Origin of the sequence: Methylocystis rosea (assembly GCF_003855495.1) — a bacterium.
In the GTDB taxonomy this organism is placed as follows: Bacteria; Pseudomonadota; Alphaproteobacteria; order Rhizobiales; family Beijerinckiaceae; genus Methylocystis; species Methylocystis rosea_A.
Window position 1 is genome coordinate 958,540 of the sequence record NZ_CP034086.1, and the last position, 15,014, is coordinate 973,553.

General features: G+C 62.4%; 20 protein-coding genes. 11 read left to right on the plus strand and 9 right to left on the minus strand.

The window, feature by feature from the left end; translation table 11 throughout:
- Positions 1-22: 22 nt before the first annotated feature.
- Positions 23-961: an N-acetyl-gamma-glutamyl-phosphate reductase gene (gene argC / locus EHO51_RS04495; RefSeq protein WP_164479343.1), complete on the minus strand. Its 939-nt coding sequence runs from the start codon at positions 959-961 to the stop codon at positions 23-25.
- A 51-nt stretch (positions 962-1,012) separates the two neighbouring features.
- Between argC and EHO51_RS04500 the strand changes: the two genes are divergently transcribed.
- The 6 genes from EHO51_RS04500 (at position 1,013) to EHO51_RS04525 (ending at position 5,442) form a co-directional block, all read left to right on the plus strand.
- Complete coding sequence (locus EHO51_RS04500) at positions 1,013-1,321, plus strand: DUF1289 domain-containing protein (RefSeq protein ID WP_245434740.1); 309 nt, start codon at positions 1,013-1,015, stop codon at positions 1,319-1,321.
- Between the two features lie 78 nt (positions 1,322-1,399).
- A complete protein-coding gene (locus EHO51_RS04505; protein ID WP_124737891.1) occupies positions 1,400-1,585 on the plus strand; it encodes a hypothetical protein in 186 nt (61 codons plus the stop codon).
- Between the two features lie 9 nt (positions 1,586-1,594).
- Positions 1,595-2,059, plus strand: a complete 465-nt coding sequence (locus EHO51_RS04510; protein WP_124737892.1) for a flavodoxin family protein — start codon at positions 1,595-1,597, stop codon at positions 2,057-2,059.
- Positions 2,060-2,129: 70 nt separating this feature from the next.
- On the plus strand, positions 2,130-3,479 hold the full coding sequence (locus EHO51_RS04515) for a peptide MFS transporter (RefSeq protein WP_124737893.1): 1,350 nt from the start codon (positions 2,130-2,132) through the stop codon (positions 3,477-3,479).
- Positions 3,480-3,538: 59 nt separating this feature from the next.
- A complete protein-coding gene (locus EHO51_RS04520; RefSeq protein ID WP_124737894.1) occupies positions 3,539-4,831 on the plus strand; it encodes an MFS transporter in 1,293 nt (430 codons plus the stop codon).
- A gap of 260 nt (positions 4,832-5,091) precedes the next feature.
- Positions 5,092-5,442 (plus strand): hypothetical protein, encoded by a 351-nt coding sequence (locus EHO51_RS04525; RefSeq protein WP_124737895.1) that lies wholly within the window; start codon positions 5,092-5,094, stop codon positions 5,440-5,442.
- Positions 5,443-5,503: 61 nt separating this feature from the next.
- Here EHO51_RS04525 and rpsI read toward each other — a convergent pair whose 3' ends face one another.
- Together rpsI and rplM are read right to left on the minus strand one after the other, a co-directional pair.
- Positions 5,504-5,983, minus strand: coding sequence for a 30S ribosomal protein S9 (rpsI, locus tag EHO51_RS04530; protein ID WP_018407795.1), 480 nt, complete (start codon positions 5,981-5,983; stop codon positions 5,504-5,506).
- A 2-nt stretch (positions 5,984-5,985) separates the two neighbouring features.
- Positions 5,986-6,456, minus strand: a complete 471-nt coding sequence (gene rplM / locus EHO51_RS04535; protein WP_029651914.1) for a 50S ribosomal protein L13 — start codon at positions 6,454-6,456, stop codon at positions 5,986-5,988.
- A 237-nt stretch (positions 6,457-6,693) separates the two neighbouring features.
- On the opposite strand from rplM, the gene EHO51_RS04540 reads away from it, so the two are divergent.
- Positions 6,694-7,269 (plus strand): hypothetical protein, encoded by a 576-nt coding sequence (locus EHO51_RS04540; protein ID WP_124737896.1) that lies wholly within the window; start codon positions 6,694-6,696, stop codon positions 7,267-7,269.
- A gap of 332 nt (positions 7,270-7,601) precedes the next feature.
- The gene (locus tag EHO51_RS04550) at positions 7,602-7,820 is read left to right on the plus strand and encodes a hypothetical protein (protein ID WP_124737897.1); all 219 of its coding nucleotides are present in this window, start codon (positions 7,602-7,604) and stop codon (positions 7,818-7,820) included.
- 63 nt (positions 7,821-7,883) lie between these two features.
- Here EHO51_RS04550 and EHO51_RS04555 read toward each other — a convergent pair whose 3' ends face one another.
- On the minus strand, positions 7,884-9,203 hold the full coding sequence (locus EHO51_RS04555; protein WP_124737898.1) for an ammonium transporter: 1,320 nt from the start codon (positions 9,201-9,203) through the stop codon (positions 7,884-7,886).
- A gap of 79 nt (positions 9,204-9,282) precedes the next feature.
- Entirely contained in the window at positions 9,283-9,633 is a 351-nt protein-coding gene (locus tag EHO51_RS04560; RefSeq protein WP_281024505.1) for a P-II family nitrogen regulator, read from the minus strand.
- A gap of 285 nt (positions 9,634-9,918) precedes the next feature.
- Between EHO51_RS04560 and EHO51_RS04565 the strand changes: the two genes are divergently transcribed.
- From EHO51_RS04565 to EHO51_RS04575, 3 genes are read left to right on the plus strand one after another with little or no spacing between them, the layout of a single operon-like run.
- Complete coding sequence (locus EHO51_RS04565; RefSeq protein ID WP_124737899.1) at positions 9,919-11,307, plus strand: leucyl aminopeptidase family protein; 1,389 nt, start codon at positions 9,919-9,921, stop codon at positions 11,305-11,307.
- Positions 11,304-12,167: a C40 family peptidase gene (locus EHO51_RS04570; RefSeq protein WP_124737900.1), complete on the plus strand. Its 864-nt coding sequence runs from the start codon at positions 11,304-11,306 to the stop codon at positions 12,165-12,167. The genes EHO51_RS04565 and EHO51_RS04570 overlap by 4 nt, the downstream gene beginning before the upstream one ends.
- Complete coding sequence (locus EHO51_RS04575) at positions 12,164-12,673, plus strand: MaoC/PaaZ C-terminal domain-containing protein (protein ID WP_124737901.1); 510 nt, start codon at positions 12,164-12,166, stop codon at positions 12,671-12,673. The genes EHO51_RS04570 and EHO51_RS04575 overlap by 4 nt, the downstream gene beginning before the upstream one ends.
- Here the strand turns inward: EHO51_RS04575 and EHO51_RS04580 are convergent.
- The 4 genes from EHO51_RS04580 to EHO51_RS04595 all read right to left on the minus strand — a co-directional run bounded on the left by EHO51_RS04580 (position 12,656) and on the right by EHO51_RS04595 (position 14,985).
- The gene (locus EHO51_RS04580) at positions 12,656-14,290 is read right to left on the minus strand and encodes an ABC transporter ATP-binding protein (RefSeq protein WP_124737902.1); all 1,635 of its coding nucleotides are present in this window, start codon (positions 14,288-14,290) and stop codon (positions 12,656-12,658) included. The two genes, EHO51_RS04575 and EHO51_RS04580, sit on opposite strands and share 18 nt — an antisense overlap.
- On the minus strand, positions 14,287-14,481 hold the full coding sequence (locus EHO51_RS21375) for a PIN domain-containing protein (protein WP_432431925.1): 195 nt from the start codon (positions 14,479-14,481) through the stop codon (positions 14,287-14,289). Before EHO51_RS21375 ends, EHO51_RS04580 begins: the two co-directional genes overlap by 4 nt.
- A gap of 73 nt (positions 14,482-14,554) precedes the next feature.
- Entirely contained in the window at positions 14,555-14,734 is a 180-nt protein-coding gene (locus EHO51_RS04590) for a hypothetical protein (protein WP_124737904.1), read from the minus strand.
- Positions 14,731-14,985 carry a hypothetical protein gene (locus EHO51_RS04595; protein ID WP_109027027.1) on the minus strand — a complete coding sequence of 85 codons (255 nt, stop codon included), beginning with the start codon at positions 14,983-14,985 and terminating at the stop codon, positions 14,731-14,733. The genes EHO51_RS04590 and EHO51_RS04595 overlap by 4 nt, the downstream gene beginning before the upstream one ends.
- Between the last annotated feature and the right edge of the window lie 29 nt (positions 14,986-15,014).

The window sequence follows — 15,014 nt, forward strand, 5'->3', positions numbered from 1 at the left end:
AGCGCCCGAGGTCGCCGCCGGTCTAGGCTGAGACGACGGCGGTCTTTCCCATCATCAGGTCGAGATTTTGCACCGCCGCGCCAGCCGCGCCCTTGCCGAGATTATCGAGCCGGGCGATGAGAAGCGCGTGGCGGCGCGCCTCATTGCCGATGACAAAAACCTCCATGTCGTCGGCGCCATTCAGCGCCAGCGGGTCGAGCTTGCCGCTTGTCGGCGCGGCCGCCAGCCGGACATGTTTCGCCTCCGCGTAGTGACCCGCATAGGCGGCTTCGAAATCCTCGGCTTTGGGCTTGCCGGGCAAGGCGTCGAGCGCGAGCGGTATCGAGACCAGCATGCCTTGCCTGAAATTGCCGACCGAGGGCACGAAAAGCGGCCGCTCGGAAAGCTGCGAATAGGCCATGATTTCCGGCACATGTTTGTGCTCGAGCCCGAGCGCGTAGAGCTCGAAGGCCGGCGCTTCGCCGCGCTCATAGGCTTCGATCATCTGCCGTCCGCCGCCCGAATAGCCCGAGATCGCGTTGATCGTCAGCGGCTGGTCCGACCGGATAAGCCCGGCGTCGACGAGCGGGCGAATGAGCGCGATCGCGCCCGTGGCATAGCAGCCGACATTGGCCACGCGGCGCGCGCGGGCGATCGCCGCCGCCTGTCCTTTGCAAAGCTCGGCGAAGCCGTAGACCCAACCCTCCGCCACGCGATGGGCGGTGGAGGCGTCGAGCAGGCGCGGGCTCTCATCGCCGAGCGCGTCGCAGAGCGCGACGGTTTCCCTGGCCGCGTCGTCGGGCAGACACAAAACCGCGATGTCGACGGAAGCGAGAATGTCGCGTTTCGCGGCGGCGTCCTTGCGCGTCTCGGGCGGGAGCGAGACGAGCGAAATGTCCTTGCGTCCGGCGAGCCGGTCGCGGATTTCGAGCCCGGTGGTGCCGGCGTCGCCGTCGATGAAGATCTTCGTTCTCGTCGTCATGGCCCGCATCTAATCGATTTGGACCAGGATAAAAAGATTGTCGCGAAATCCATGGGCGTTATCCATGGGCGTTTTGACCCGAGCGGCGCTGCGTCCTATAGCGCGGCGGGACGCATCCGCCGCAATCCGGGCGAAGCGCAGTCAAAAGTGGAGCCAATGGTCGACAGTCCGTGCATAAAGATCTGCGAACTCAATGGCGACGGCGTGTGCGTCGGCTGCGGCCGCACGCGCGCCGAGATCGCCGGCTGGATATCGATGGCAGATGCGCAAAAAGCCCAGGTCGTCGAGTTGGCGGAAAAGCGCAAACGCGCTTGGAGCGCCAGCCACAAAGGCGATTGTCTAATCGCGTCCAGCGAGTAGGGCCTGACGGCGACGTTCTGGGCTCTATATTGATTTTCAGGAAATGAGTTTTGACCGCCTCCAGGAGGAGGGGAGATTATGGCGAAACAGGTAACGGAAACAGACGGCGCGCTGAGAGCGTTCGCGCTGCGATTTTTGGATTCGGTCTACAACGTCTCGGTCTATTCGGTGATCGGATACAGCGCGCTGTTGGCTGTGTTCGCGGTCATCGGCCTGGCGATCTTCATGAAAATTATTTACGTGCCAGAATTTCATCCCTGGTAGCCGCGCTCATTGCCCAAGCGCCTGCTCATCGTCGCGCATGCGCCGTCGCGCAATACCGAGCGGCTGCGGGACGCGGTCGCCGCCGGCGCGCGGGCGCCCGAGATCGAGGGCGTCGAGGTCGAGACGCTCAGCCCTTTCGCGGCGACGCCCGAGCATGTTCTCGCCGCTCAGGCGGTCATTCTCGGAACCACCGAAAATCTCGGCTACATGAGCGGGGCGCTCAAGGACTTCTTTGATCGTTGCTATTACCCCTTGTTGGAGCGCACGCAGGGCCTGCCTTACGCGCTCTACATTCGCGCCGGACACGACGGAACAGGAACGCGGCGCGGCGTCGAGACGATCGTGACCGGCCTGCGCTGGCGCGCGGTTCGCGAGCCGCTCATCTGCCGGGGCGAATGGCGCGAGGACTTCGTCGAGGAATGCCGTGAACTAGGGATGCTCGTCGCGGCAGGCCTCGACGTCGGGGCCATTTGAGCCGATCAAGCCATCGTCTATAGCAACCGCGCGGGCCGCAGGCCGGCGCGACGATGGTCCGGCAGGGCGAATGCAGCGAAGCGACGATTTTCTCGGCCATCCGCGTGGGCTCGGTTTTCTCTTCGCTTCCGAAATGTGGGAGCGGTTTTCCTATTACGGGATGCGGGCGCTTCTCGTCCTCTACATGGTCGACTATCTGCTGACGCCAGAGCGCATGGACGCGGCGCTCGGGCTAGACGCCTTGAAGCGCGGGCTCGAGACGATTTCCGGTCCGCTCGGCCCGCAGCCTTTCGCCTCGCAAATCTACGGTCTCTACACCGGCCTCGTTTATCTCGCGCCGATTCTGGGCGGGGCGATCGCCGATCGTTGGTTGGGGCGCACACGCACGATCGTCATCGGCGCGGCGTTGATGGCCATCGGCCATTTCATGATGGCTTACGATCGCCTGTTTCTGATCGCGCTGCTTTGCATCGCGCTGGGCTGCGGCGGCTTCAAGCCGAACATCTCCGTCCAGGTCGGAGAGCTTTATGCGCCGACCGACGCCCGTCGCGACCGCGCCTATTCGATTTTTTATGTCGGCATCAATATCGGCGCGTTCTTCGCGCCGCTGGTTTGCGGAACGGTCGGGGAGACGATCGGCTGGCATTATGGCTTCGCCTGCGCCGGCGTCGGCATGGCGATCGGCCTCGCGACGTATGTGATGGGCCTTCCGAGTCTGCCGCCCGAGCCGATGCGCGGCCAGTGGCGCGCCCCGACGGCGCAGGCGCGCGCGCAGTTTCGCCGGTCATTCACCATCCTGATGCTGCTCTTTGCGCCTTCCGCGCTGTTCTGGGCCGCCTTCGAGCAGCAGGGCAACACGATCGCGCTGTGGGCGGCGCAGTCCACCGACCGCAGCGTCGATGTTTTCGGATGGCGCGCTGAAATTCCGGTGACATGGTTCCAGGCCTTCAATCCGCTGATGATCTTTCTCTTCACGCCGCCGCTCGTCTCTTTTTGGAGCCGGCTTTCTCGGGCTGGGCGCGAACCCTCGACGATCAGTAAAATGTCGCTTGGCTGTCTCGGCGTCGCTGTGAGCTACGGCGTTATGGCGTTCGCGGCCTGGACGAGCGACGGCGGCGCAGCGAGCTGGCTTTGGCTCCTCGCCTTTTTTGCCGTCATCACCGTCTCGGAGCTGCACTTTTCTCCGATCGCTCTGTCGCTCGTATCGCATGTCGCGCCGGAAGGCTCGCGCTCGGCGCTGATGGGCGTGTGGTTCACATCGATGTTTCTCGGCAATCTCCTGGCGGGATGGCTCGGCAGTTTGTGGTCGAGCGTCGCCAGCGTGTATTTCTTCCTGCTGATGGGCGCGCTCGGCGTCGTCGGCGCGCTGATCGTCGAGGCTGCGCGGCGACCGCTTGGCGGCCTCGTGTCTTCCCGCTAGAGCAGGTTCGCGACTGCGGACGCGACGACGCCACGCGCGCGGACAATCGAGAAATTTGCATGCATGTGCGCCAAAACTTCCCCCAAGTGAGAGCGCCAGCGCCCAAACAGATCGCGGCCGCCGTGATTGGGAATGCGCTGGAATGGTACGATTTCGTCGTCTACGGCTTTTTTGCTTCCGTTCTGGCGCAGGCGTTTTTTCCAAGCCGAGATGAAACAGCCTCTCTCTTGCTGGCGCTCGCGACCTTTGGCGCGGGCTTCTGCACGCGGCCGCTCGGCGGCCTCTTCTTCGGATTTTACGCGGATCGCAAAGGGCGAAAGGCGGCGCTGCAACTCATCATGTTCGTGATGACCGTCGCGATCGCCGTCATCGCCTTCGCTCCGACCTATGCGACGATCGGCCTCTTCGCCCCCATGCTCATCGTGATCGGCCGATTGCTGCAGGGCTTTGCGACCGGCGGAGAATTCGCCAGTTCGACCGCATTTCTGATCGAAGTCGCGCCCGCCGGTCGGCGTGGAGTCTACGGTTCTCTGCAGATGGTCGGGCAGGGCCTGTCGATCCTGCTCGGGACGCTCGCCGGCATGCTCGTGGCTGGCGTCTTTTCCGCTGAAGCGCTGCACGACTGGGCCTGGCGGCTGCCCTTTTTCGCCGGCCTGCTGATCGGCCCGGTAGGGCTCTATGTCAGACGTCATCTCGACGAAACGCCGGCCTTCAAGGCGTCGCCGCAGGAAGAAGGCGCCGCGCGCGCTTTTCTCGACCTCGTTCGGCGGCGGGGCGATCGACTTCTCGCCTGTTTCGCCGCCACGATCGGCGCGACGATCTCCTTCTACGTGATCCTCGTCTACATGCCGACCTATGGAAAGACGGAGATGGGGCTGAGCCTCGCACAGTCCTTTATCGCCCAGGCGCCCGGTCTTGTGCTGCTGATCGTGCTGACCCCGTTGATCGGCGCGCTCTCCGACGCCATCGGCAGGCGGCCCTTGCTCCTCGCGTCCTACGGGATGCTGCTTCTTTGCGTCTATCCGTTGTTCATCTGGCTGCAGGCCGAGCGCACGCTGTTGGCGCTGACAGTGGCGCAGACGGCCTTCTGCGCCATTCTCTCGGGCCTCTTTGGCGCGCTCTCGACGGCGCTCGCCGAGCAGTTCCCGACGCATGTCCGCACCGTAGGACTCGCGATCGCCTATAATGTCGCGGTCATGATCTTCGGCGGCTTCGCGCCCTTCATCGTCGCCTGGCTGATCGACTATCTCGCGACGCCGATCGCGCCGGCGTTCTATTTGATGTTCGGGGCGGTCGTCGGACTGATGGGCGTCGCGGGTCTACACGAGCGGCGACATGAATGGCTCGATTGAAAGCGCTTGGCTGGCAGGACGTCGAATAACAAGGCGTCACTTCACCGCGTCATGGCCGCGCTTGTCGCGGCCATCCACGCAACGACAAGAGCAAATGTGAGAACATGAGCCGCACATGTCGTCTTCGCGCGATGCGTTTCGCGATCGTCTGGCGTGGATGCCCGCGACAAGCGGGGGCATGACGACTGAAAGTGAGCGGAAATTAGCCCTGGCTTTGCTGCAACGACTATTGATTGAGTTTGGAGCGACGGGAGGATTTGATGAAAAAAATTGCTGTTTGGATCGCGTCTTTCATCATGGCGCAGCAGCTCCTGCTCGCCGAGGCGATCGCCCGACCCGCGAGATGCGTCGTTAATGGCGCCGGCGCGGCGCCATATAACGGGAGATGCGAGTTTTCGCCTGAAACGGGCGGCAGCTTTTCGATCACGCCAGTTGGAAAAAGCGCCTTCGACGGTGCGACGTTGATCAGCGTCTCCGTCACCTTGCCAGGAGTGGCGGAAGTGAGAGGATTGACCCCCGACGGGATCAACTCCCGCTGGGGAGAGGCGAAGCGCTCCAAGGAGGACCCCGCCTGCTGGATCGGAAGCGACTTCAAGATCTGCGTCTACTGACCAAAACAAAAGCGGCGCCGAAGCGCCGCTTTGAAAGTGCTTGCCTTGAAGATCGCGAAGCTTAGCGCTTCGAGAACTGGAAGCTGCGGCGGGCTTTCCGCTTGCCGTATTTCTTGCGCTCGACGACGCGGGAGTCACGCGTCAGGAAGCCTTCCTTCTTGAGCGCGGGACGCAGGTCCGGCTCGTAAGCGGTCAGCGCCTTGGCGAGGCCATGGCGCACCGCGCCGGCCTGACCCGAAAGTCCGCCGCCGGCGACCGTAACGACGATGTCATATTGACCCGCGCGCTTGGTGACGCCGAACGGCTGGGCCAGAATCATGCGCAGCACCGGACGGGCGAAATAGACTTCGACGTCGCGGCCGTTGACGGTGATCTTGCCGGGGCCCGGCTTGATCCAGACGCGCGCGACGGCGTTTTTGCGCTTGCCGGTCGCATAGGCGCGGCCCTGCTTGTCGAGCTTTTGCACATAGCGCGGCGACTCGGGCGCCGTGGCGACGCTTCCCTGAAGGTCGGAAAGCGAGGAAAGAGTGGACTCGGCCATGGTCAGGCGCTCCGGCTATTCTTGACGTTCAGGGCGGCGATGTCGAGCGTCTGTGGGCTCTGCGCCTCGTGCGGATGTTCCGCGCCCTTATAGACGCGCAGATTGCCGAACTGCTTTCGGCCCAAGGGTCCTCGCGGCAGCATGCGCTGCACGGCCTTCTCCAGGACTCGCTCCGGGAAGCGCCCGTCGAGAAGGAACTTCGCCGAGCGTTCCTTGATGCCGCCGGGGAAGCCCGTGTGGTGGTGATAGACCTTCTGGTCGCGCTTGCGGCCGGTCAGCACCACCTTTTCGGCGTTGATGACGATGATGTTGTCGCCGTCATCCATATGCGGCGTGAACGTCGCCTTGTGCTTGCCGCGAAGACGCAGCGCGATGATGGAGGCGAGGCGGCCGACGATGAGCCCGGAGGCGTCGATCAGCACCCACTTCTTTTCGATGTCGGCGGGGGTCGCCGAATAGGTCTTGCCAAACATGAATGAGAATTCCGTATGAACGGTGTGTTCGGAGGCCGTTGGATAAGGGATGCGGCAGCAGGGGTCAAGCGGAATTGTTTCCCGATAGGCCGTCAAAGCCAATAAGTACTTGGGAGAATGATACAAGGTATTATGTTACCCCATAAATTGAAGTGTGCGGCGCTTGAGTTAGTTGGTCGTCGACGTTGCTTATAAGTAACCTTATAAGGTGCTGTGGCTTGGTAAGAGGAGGCGAGGGTGGCGACGTTCACAACAATTGAAAGTGGAAGGTTGTGCAATCTTCTTAAGGGGGCTGATCCGTCAGGGCTCATGCAAGTGTGTGTTCTGGATGACAGCACTTTGCTGCTGGGCCGTGACCTTTTCAATCCGACAATTAAAATTGATTTGTCGAAGGAACGCGCGCTTCCTTATAAGGAGGATGGTTCGATTTCCAAGAGACCTTCGCCGGTCGCACAAGCCTCCGAGGCCCGAAGCACTTCATCGCGAATTACCGGATTATACTCGATTGAAGTCGAGGGTAAAAACGCCACTTGTCACTCGCAGAAGGAACTCCTCTCAAGCGGACTGCGAATGATTGAGGAACTGCGTCCCGGGACGCTGGAAAAGCTATCATCGGCCAAAAAGCGCACCAAGAGAATAGTATCTCGCAATCGATATGAGCTTTTTGACAATGCTCATCTTTGCGACAAATATTCAGAACAACTGATGGATGGCTGGTGGATAGGCACCAACAACAGCAAACTTGAAGCTATTGCGTGGTTGGACATGGCCGCCAAATATGGGGGCGTAAAGATGCGGACTTCGCTTGAATAATTGACGTTGTAAGGCTTAGGCCGTCATGGCCGGGCTTGTCCCGGCCATCCACGCCTTGTAAGGCAGCCCCTGCGGGCGGGTGGGGTTTACATCATGACGAGCAGGCCGAACGGCACGCCTACACCGGCGTCACGAGCCACCTGTAGAGCCGCGCATGGAACACCGAGAGGTCCGGATCGAAGGATTCAAATCAATACGGACGAAGCTCCTCGTTTTTTACGAGCCCATGAGGAAATTCGCGACGCGACCCAACGTGAGCGGAACATGAAGCATTGGAAGCGGGCTTGGAAAGTGCGGTTGATACTCGACATGCATCCTGATCGGGGACCTCTATGAGGGACTCGCATAAGCTCCACGGCGTGGATGGCCGGGACAAGCCCGGCCATGACGAGCCGATCGAGAACGGCGCGCCTGCCGAGGCGTCGGTTTTGAAGACGACGTGTGTCGATGATGTCGTCGGGATGCTTTGCTATGATGGCCTCGCCAAGACCATCGAACAAATGGATGAGAGCGTTTTGGCGGAAGCAATTCGGCGCGAGCAGTCCGGCTAATAGCGAAATGGCGGGGACAAGCATGGCCATGACGCCATAGGAGGCCTGCGTTTCAGCGGAACGCTACTGATGCAGCGCTTCGCCGTGCAGCGCGATGTCGAGGCCTTCGCGTTCGTCGTCGTAAGTCACGCGAAGCGGCGTGATCATCGAGACAATTTTCAGCGTCGCCATAGTGCCGATCACGCCCCAGACGATCGTGACGAGGACGCCGATCGCCTGCACGTAAAGTTGGTGCGGATCGCCTTCGAGCAGGCCCGCTACGCCCGGATCGCCTTCCGAAGCCGTGATCGCGCGCGTGGCGAAGACTCCGGCGAGCAGCGTGCCCATGATGCCGCCGACGCCATGCACGCCGAAAACGTCGAGCGTGTCGTCGTAGCGAAATTTGTATTTCGCGACGGTGCAGAACCAATAGCAGACGCCGCCGGCGATCATCCCGATGACGACGCCGTGCCAAGGCAGGACATAGCCCGAGGCCGGCGTGATCGTGCCCAGGCCGGCGACGGCGCCCGAGATGACGCCGAGCACCGACGGTTTGCCGCGCTGAAACCATTCCAGGCCGCTCCACACCAGCGCGCCGGCGCAGGCGGCAAGATGCGTCGCCACAATCGCGAAGACCGCGCGGGAATTGGCGGCGAGCGCCGAGCCGCCGTTGAAGCCGAACCAGCCGACCCAAAGCAGCCCCGTCCCGACGACCGCCAGCGAGAGATCGAAGGGCGAGAGATTTTCGCGCCCGAATCCGACGCGGCTTCCGAGCACGAGCGCGCAGACGAGGCCGGCGATTCCGGCGTTGATATGCACGACCGTGCCGCCGGCGAAATCGAGAAGGCCCATCTTCTGCAAAAATCCGCCGCCCCAGACCCAATGCGCGGAAGGCACATAGACGATGAACAGCCACAGCGCGCAAAACAGCATGAAGGCGGAGAACTTCATGCGTTCGGCGACCGAGCCGGCGACCAGCGCGCAGGTGATTACCGCGAAGGTCATCTGATAGAGCATGAACAGGATTTCGGGGATCGTCTTGGCGAATGGGCTCACCGTGTCGATCCCGATCCCGGCGAGAAGCGACCGCGACGCGTCGCCGATAAAGGCGCCCTCGCCGCTGAACGCGAGGCTGTAGGCGACGCCGATCCACAGCAGCGAGACGAGGGCGGTGGCGATGAGGCTCTGCGCCATGGTGGCGAGCACATTCTTCTTGCGCACCATGCCGCTGTAAAAGAGCGCGAGCCCGGGCAGCGTCATCATCAGCACCAGCGCGGTGGCGGCGATCATGAAGGCGGTGTCGGCGCCGTCGATCTTGCCCCCGCCGTCCTGCGCGAGGGCTGGGCAGGCCACAAGGGTTGCGCCAAGCGCCGCGCCAAAACGATCCCACCTGACTCGCGGCATCCTCGCGCCGACGAATGTTATAGCCGCGCGCGCAAACGAGCTCTGCATCGTGAATCCTGATTGATGATGGGGAAGGCGCTTAGAGCGCGTCGGAGTCGGTTTCGCCGGTGCGGATGCGCATGGCGCGCTCCAGCGGCGAGACGAAAATTTTGCCGTCGCCGATATGGCCGGTATAGGCGGCGAGTCTGATCGCCTCGATGGCGCGATCGACGAGCGCTTCAGGAAGCGCCATGTCGATCTTAACCTTGGGAAGGAACGCGACGATATATTCGGCGCCGCGATAGATTTCGGCATGGCCCTTCTGTCGGCCATAGCCTTTCACCTCGGTCGCGGTCATTCCGTGCACGCCGATTTCCGTCAGCGCCTCGCGCACCTCGTCGAGCTTGAAGGGTTTGATAATCGCCGTGATGATCTTCATTTGCGCAGACATGCCCTCATGGATGGCGGATTGAACATTGTCTCAGCAATTGGCATGCCATTATGCGCATAAAATAATCGTTTTGCATCCTGGCGTCGAGTTCGAGTCTGGCCAGTCGTGAGGCGCCGTGCGGCTAAGTTTTGTACACTATGCGTACATTGTCGGCTGATATGGGCGCGGCTCGCCGCCTTCGTCCGCCGCGCCGCTTGAGATGAGCGATCTTTCGCTTTTGTGTGATGCGGGCGCCCGGTAGAGGTAAAAGCCGATCGTCGGCAGCGCAGAAAGCGGCGGAAGCGGATGAAGCTTGAAGACTGGTCGCCCGAGGCGACCGCCATCGATTTCGTTAATAGGGAAGACTGGCCCGAACGCCGCGCGAAGCTTTCTGAGCCTACAGCGCGTCTCGCGGAGCTTGCGGGCTTTGAGGCGAAGCCCGGCGCGCTGCTCATCGCGCCTGACGGCGACGGCGCGCCGCGGGTCTTTTTCGGCGCGCAGGGCAGGGCGCCAAAGGCGCGCGATCCGTTCTTTGCCGGAAAGCTCGCGACTGCGCTGCCCAAGGGACTCTACCGGTTTGGCGATGGCGTCGAGGCGCCGGCGCAGGCGGCGCTGGCGTTTCTTCTGTCGACCTATTCCTTCTCGCGCTACAAGGCCCCAAAGAGGGAAGCCCCGCGTCTGTGCGCGCCGCAGGGCGTCGACCGCGCGCGCATCGAGCGCATCGCCGGCGCCGTCGCCCTCGGGCGCGATCTCGTGAATGCGCCGACCAATGACATGGGGCCGGAGGCGCTCGCCGAAGCGGCGCTCGCTCTGGCGGCGAAACATGGCGCCAGGACTCGCGTCATTGTCGGCGACGCGTTGCTTGCCGAAAACTTTCCCTTGATTCACGCCGTTGGGCGCGCGGCCGCTCAGGCGCCGAGGCTCGTCGAATTTGAGCACGGCCCGGAGGATGGCCTGCGCGTCACGCTGGTCGGCAAGGGGGTCTGCTTCGATACCGGCGGTCTCGACATCAAGCCTTCGAGCGCGATGGCGCTGATGAAGAAAGACATGGGCGGCGCAGCGACAACCCTCTCGCTTGCGGCGATGCTGCTTGAGGGAAATGCGCCGGTCCGTTTGCGCGTGCTGCTTCCGATCGTCGAAAATTCGATTTCGGCGTCGGCGTTTCGAACCAGCGACGTTTATCGCAGCCGCAAAGGGCTGAGCGTCGAAATCGGCAATACCGACGCCGAGGGCAGGCTTATCCTTGCCGATGCGCTCGCCTATGCGAGCGAAACGCCGCCCGATCTGCTGTTCGATTTCGCGACGCTGACGGGCGCCGCGCGCGTCGCGCTCGGTCCGGAGATTCCGCCGTTCTATACCGGCGACGACGCGCTCGCCCAAGAGATCGCCGGGCATGCTGGCGCCGTGAACGATCCCGTGTGGCGAATGCCTCTATGGGACGGTTACGATAGCGGTCTCGACGGCAAGATCTCCGATCTGGTCAATGTCACAAGCGGCCCCTTCGCCGGATCGATCACCGCCGCGCTGTTTCTGAGACGCTTCGTGGCGGACCCAAAGCGCTGGGCGCATTTCGACGTTTATTGCTGGAACCCGTCGACGAAGCCCGGCCGCCCGGAGGGCGGCGAGGTGCAGGCGGCGCGCCTGCTTTATGAATTGATCGAGGCGCGCGCCGAGCAGAGGAACGCGAAGCCGTGAGCGAAGAGTTTGATCGGCGGCTGACGCCCGCGCGCCCGGAAGTCGCGGCCGCCTATCTCAAGGGACGGGTGAGCGCCGAGCGCTATGTCGAAGGCGTCGCGATGGAGGTCAGGGACTGCGTCGTCGACCTTCGACGCGAACCACGTCCCGACGCCGCCGTCGACACTCAGGCGATCTATGGCGAGCGCGTCACCGTTTACGATGAGGAGGAAGGCTGGGCGTGGGCGCAACTTGCGCGCGACGATTATGTCGGCTGGATCGCGGCGAATACGCTTTGGCGCGAATTGAGCGCGCCGACGCATCGAATCTGCGTTCCGCGAACCTTCATTTATCCGGGTCCGAACATCAAATTGCCGCCGCTCAACGCGCTGCCGCTCGGCGCCGAAGTCGCGATCGCCGAGGAGCGCGGCGGCTTTGGGGTGACGCCGGAGCTCGGATTCATCTATCGCAAACATCTCGCGCCATGCGAGGCGAAAGCGCCGGACTTTGTCGCCGTGGCCGAGACGCTTCTAGGCGCGCCCTATCTCTGGGGCGGCAAGTCTTGGATGGGCGTTGATTGCTCGGGACTGGTGCAGGTTTCCTTGCTGATGGCGGGGATGAAAGCGCCGCGCGACACCGATATGCAGGAGGCCGCGCTCGGCGCAACGCTCGATCCCGGCGTGCCGCTGATGCGCGGCGACATCGTCTTTTGGAAGGGGCATGTCGGCGTCATGCGCGACGCCGTGACGCTGCTTCACGCCAACGCCACACATATGCAAGTCACCAGCGAGCCGCTCGACGCCGTGCGCGCGCGCAACGAGGCCGCGGGGGCTGGACCGGTCACGAGCTTGAAGCGGTTGCCGAGAGACATTTTGGCATGACGAAAAGGCTTTATCTGGAAGATCTTCGCATTGGGCAGCGGTTACGCTCAGCGAGCGTCAAGATCACCGCGCAGGACATCATCCGCTTCGCGCGCGACAGCGATCCGCAGTATTTTCATCTCGATGAAGAGGCGGCCAGAGACAGCATGTTCGGCGGGCTCGTCGCCAGCGGTTGGCAAACCGGCGCGCTGAGCGTGAAACTCCTCATCGACTCAGCCGACCCGCCTTTTGCTGGCGGGCTCGTCGGCGTTGAGGCGCATATCGCCTGGAAACTTCCGGTGCGGCCAGACGATTCCCTGAGAGTGGAAGCCGAAGTCACGCGGATTGTTCATCCGCGCCGCTATGCCGATCGCGGCTTCGTTTCGATGGATATGGCGACCTATAATCAGCGCGGCGAAGTCGTGCTGACGCAGAGCGTCACGGTCATCGCCTTCCGCGACCCTGCGCGGGCAGGCGTAAGTTCAAACGGCGCCACGGCGATTCCGGGATCATTTTCCGGCGACTGAGCTGCCCGGAATGGGCTCCGCCTCATTGCGAAAGGCCGCTGCGAAGAGCGCGCGCGTGTATTCGCTCTTGGGCTGCGAAAACACCTGGCTCGCCGGCCCTTCCTCGACCACCTTGCCATAGCGCATGACGATGAGATGGGCGGCGAGCGCCTTCACGACGCGCAGATCGTGACTGATGAAGAGATAGGCGAGCGAGCGGCGTCGCTGCAGGTCGCGCAAGAGATCGATGATCTGCGCTTGCACGGACATGTCGAGCGCCGAGGTCGGCTCGTCGAGCACGACGAATTTCGGCTCGAGCACGATGGCGCGGGCGATGGCGATCCGCTGCCGCTGGCCGCCGGAAAATTCGTGCGGGTAGCGGTCCATCGTCGATGGATCGAGCCCGGTTTCCTGCAGCGCGCGCGCAACGATTTCGCGGCGCTGATTGAGCGTAAGCTCGGGCCGCTGAACGGTCAGTCCTTCGGCGACGATCTCCGCCACCGACATGCGCGGCGAGAGAGAGCCGTAAGGGTCTTGGAAGACGATTTGCATGTCGCGGCGAAGCGGACGCATGGCGTCGACGCTTTTGCCGTCGATGCGCTCTCCGAGGAAGACGATCGGACCTTCCGAGCGAATGAGCCGCAGCATCGCCAGCGCCAGCGTCGTCTTGCCGGAGCCCGACTCCCCGACCACGCCAACGGTCGCGCCCTCGCGCACCGAAAGGGTGACGCCGTCCACCGCCTTCACATGGCCGACGATCCGACGCATGAAGCCGCGGCGGATCGGAAACCAGACGCGCAGTTGCTCGGCCGATGCGACGACTGGCGCTTGCGTGTCTTCGATAATCGGCGCGCCCTTGGGCTCCGCGGTGAGCAGCGCTTTGGTGTAGGGATGTTGCGGCGATGTGAAGACCTCTCCCACCTCGCCCTGCTCGACGATGCGGCCCTGCTGCATCACGCAGACGGTATCGGCGAAACGGCGCACGAGCCTAAGGTCGTGCGTGATGAACAGCATCGCCATGCCGTAGGTTTTTTGAAGCCGCTCGAGCAGCGCGAGAATCTGCGCTTGAACGGTGACGTCGAGCGCGGTGGTCGGCTCGTCGGCGATCAGCAGATCCGGCTTGTTGGCGAGCGCCATGGCGATCATGACACGCTGACGCTGGCCGCCCGAAAGCTGATGCGGATAGGCGCTCAGTCGCGCCTGAGGATCAGGGATGCCGACTTCGCCCAGAAGCTCAATGACTCGGTTCCGAACCGCGTCTTCGCCGCGCATGCCGTGCAGTTCGAGAATCTCCGCAATCTGCCGCTCGATCATGTGCAGCGGATTGAGCGACGTCATCGGCTCCTGAAACACCATTGTGATGCCTGCGCCACGAATGGCGCGCAGACGATTGTCGTCGATCGTGAGCATATTCTCGCCGTCGAACAGCGCCTCGCCGGACGCGATCGCGCCAGGGGGAAGCAGGCGTACGATCGACAGAGCGCTAATCGACTTGCCGGAGCCGGATTCGCCGACGAGCGCCAGCGTCTTTCCCCGCTCAAGGGAGAAGGAGACCCGGTCGACGGCCTTGGTCTCGTGCCCGCCTTGCCGAAAGGTGACCGAGAGATCGCGAATGTTGAGGAGGGGAGTGAAGCTCATGACAAGGCGCGCAATTCGTCGATGGTTGAGGCGTCGAGATTAATCGTCCGAATTCCGTCGGGGACGAAAAGTCGCCTGTCCGCCGTGACAAAGGCCGCGCAATTATGGAGTTTTGCCGTTGCAACGTGAATCGCATCCGGCATTCTCATGGATTTGACGGTCGCTCTCAGCCTCGCCGCATGCACCAGCACATTCCGGTCGATTGGAAAGGTTTCTATGGTCGAAGACGATTCGAATAGCGCCTCATGTGCATCGCACAATTCCTTATCCTCCCATCTCCAGAGGTTTCGTCAGCAGCTCGGCGACAACCAGTTCGCTAATCACGCCGACAGCTCCGCCACCTCTGACGTGATCCAGCACGAACCTCCCTCGCGTGATCGGAATATCGTCACTTTCAAATGCGTCGATGAAAACATTCGCGTCGAGATAGATTCTTGCGCTCATCGCTCGCGATGGTCCCACTCGTCGCGAAGCGAGCGAACATGATCGTTCACTTCCTCCAGCGAATGAAAAGTTGCGCGGCGTATATGCTCATATTTGGAAAACCAGTCGTCCGCAGACCCGGTCGCTTCCGAGCTGGAGCCCACGCTCTCGACTTCAATGGTGATTGTCACCCTTTTTTCGGCGCCGATTTCATTTCGTAAGTCGTCGGGAAGGTTGGCCGCCGGATAATGTTCACGCACAATTCTGTTCATCGTGATGCTCCGCCTGCAATCTACCACGC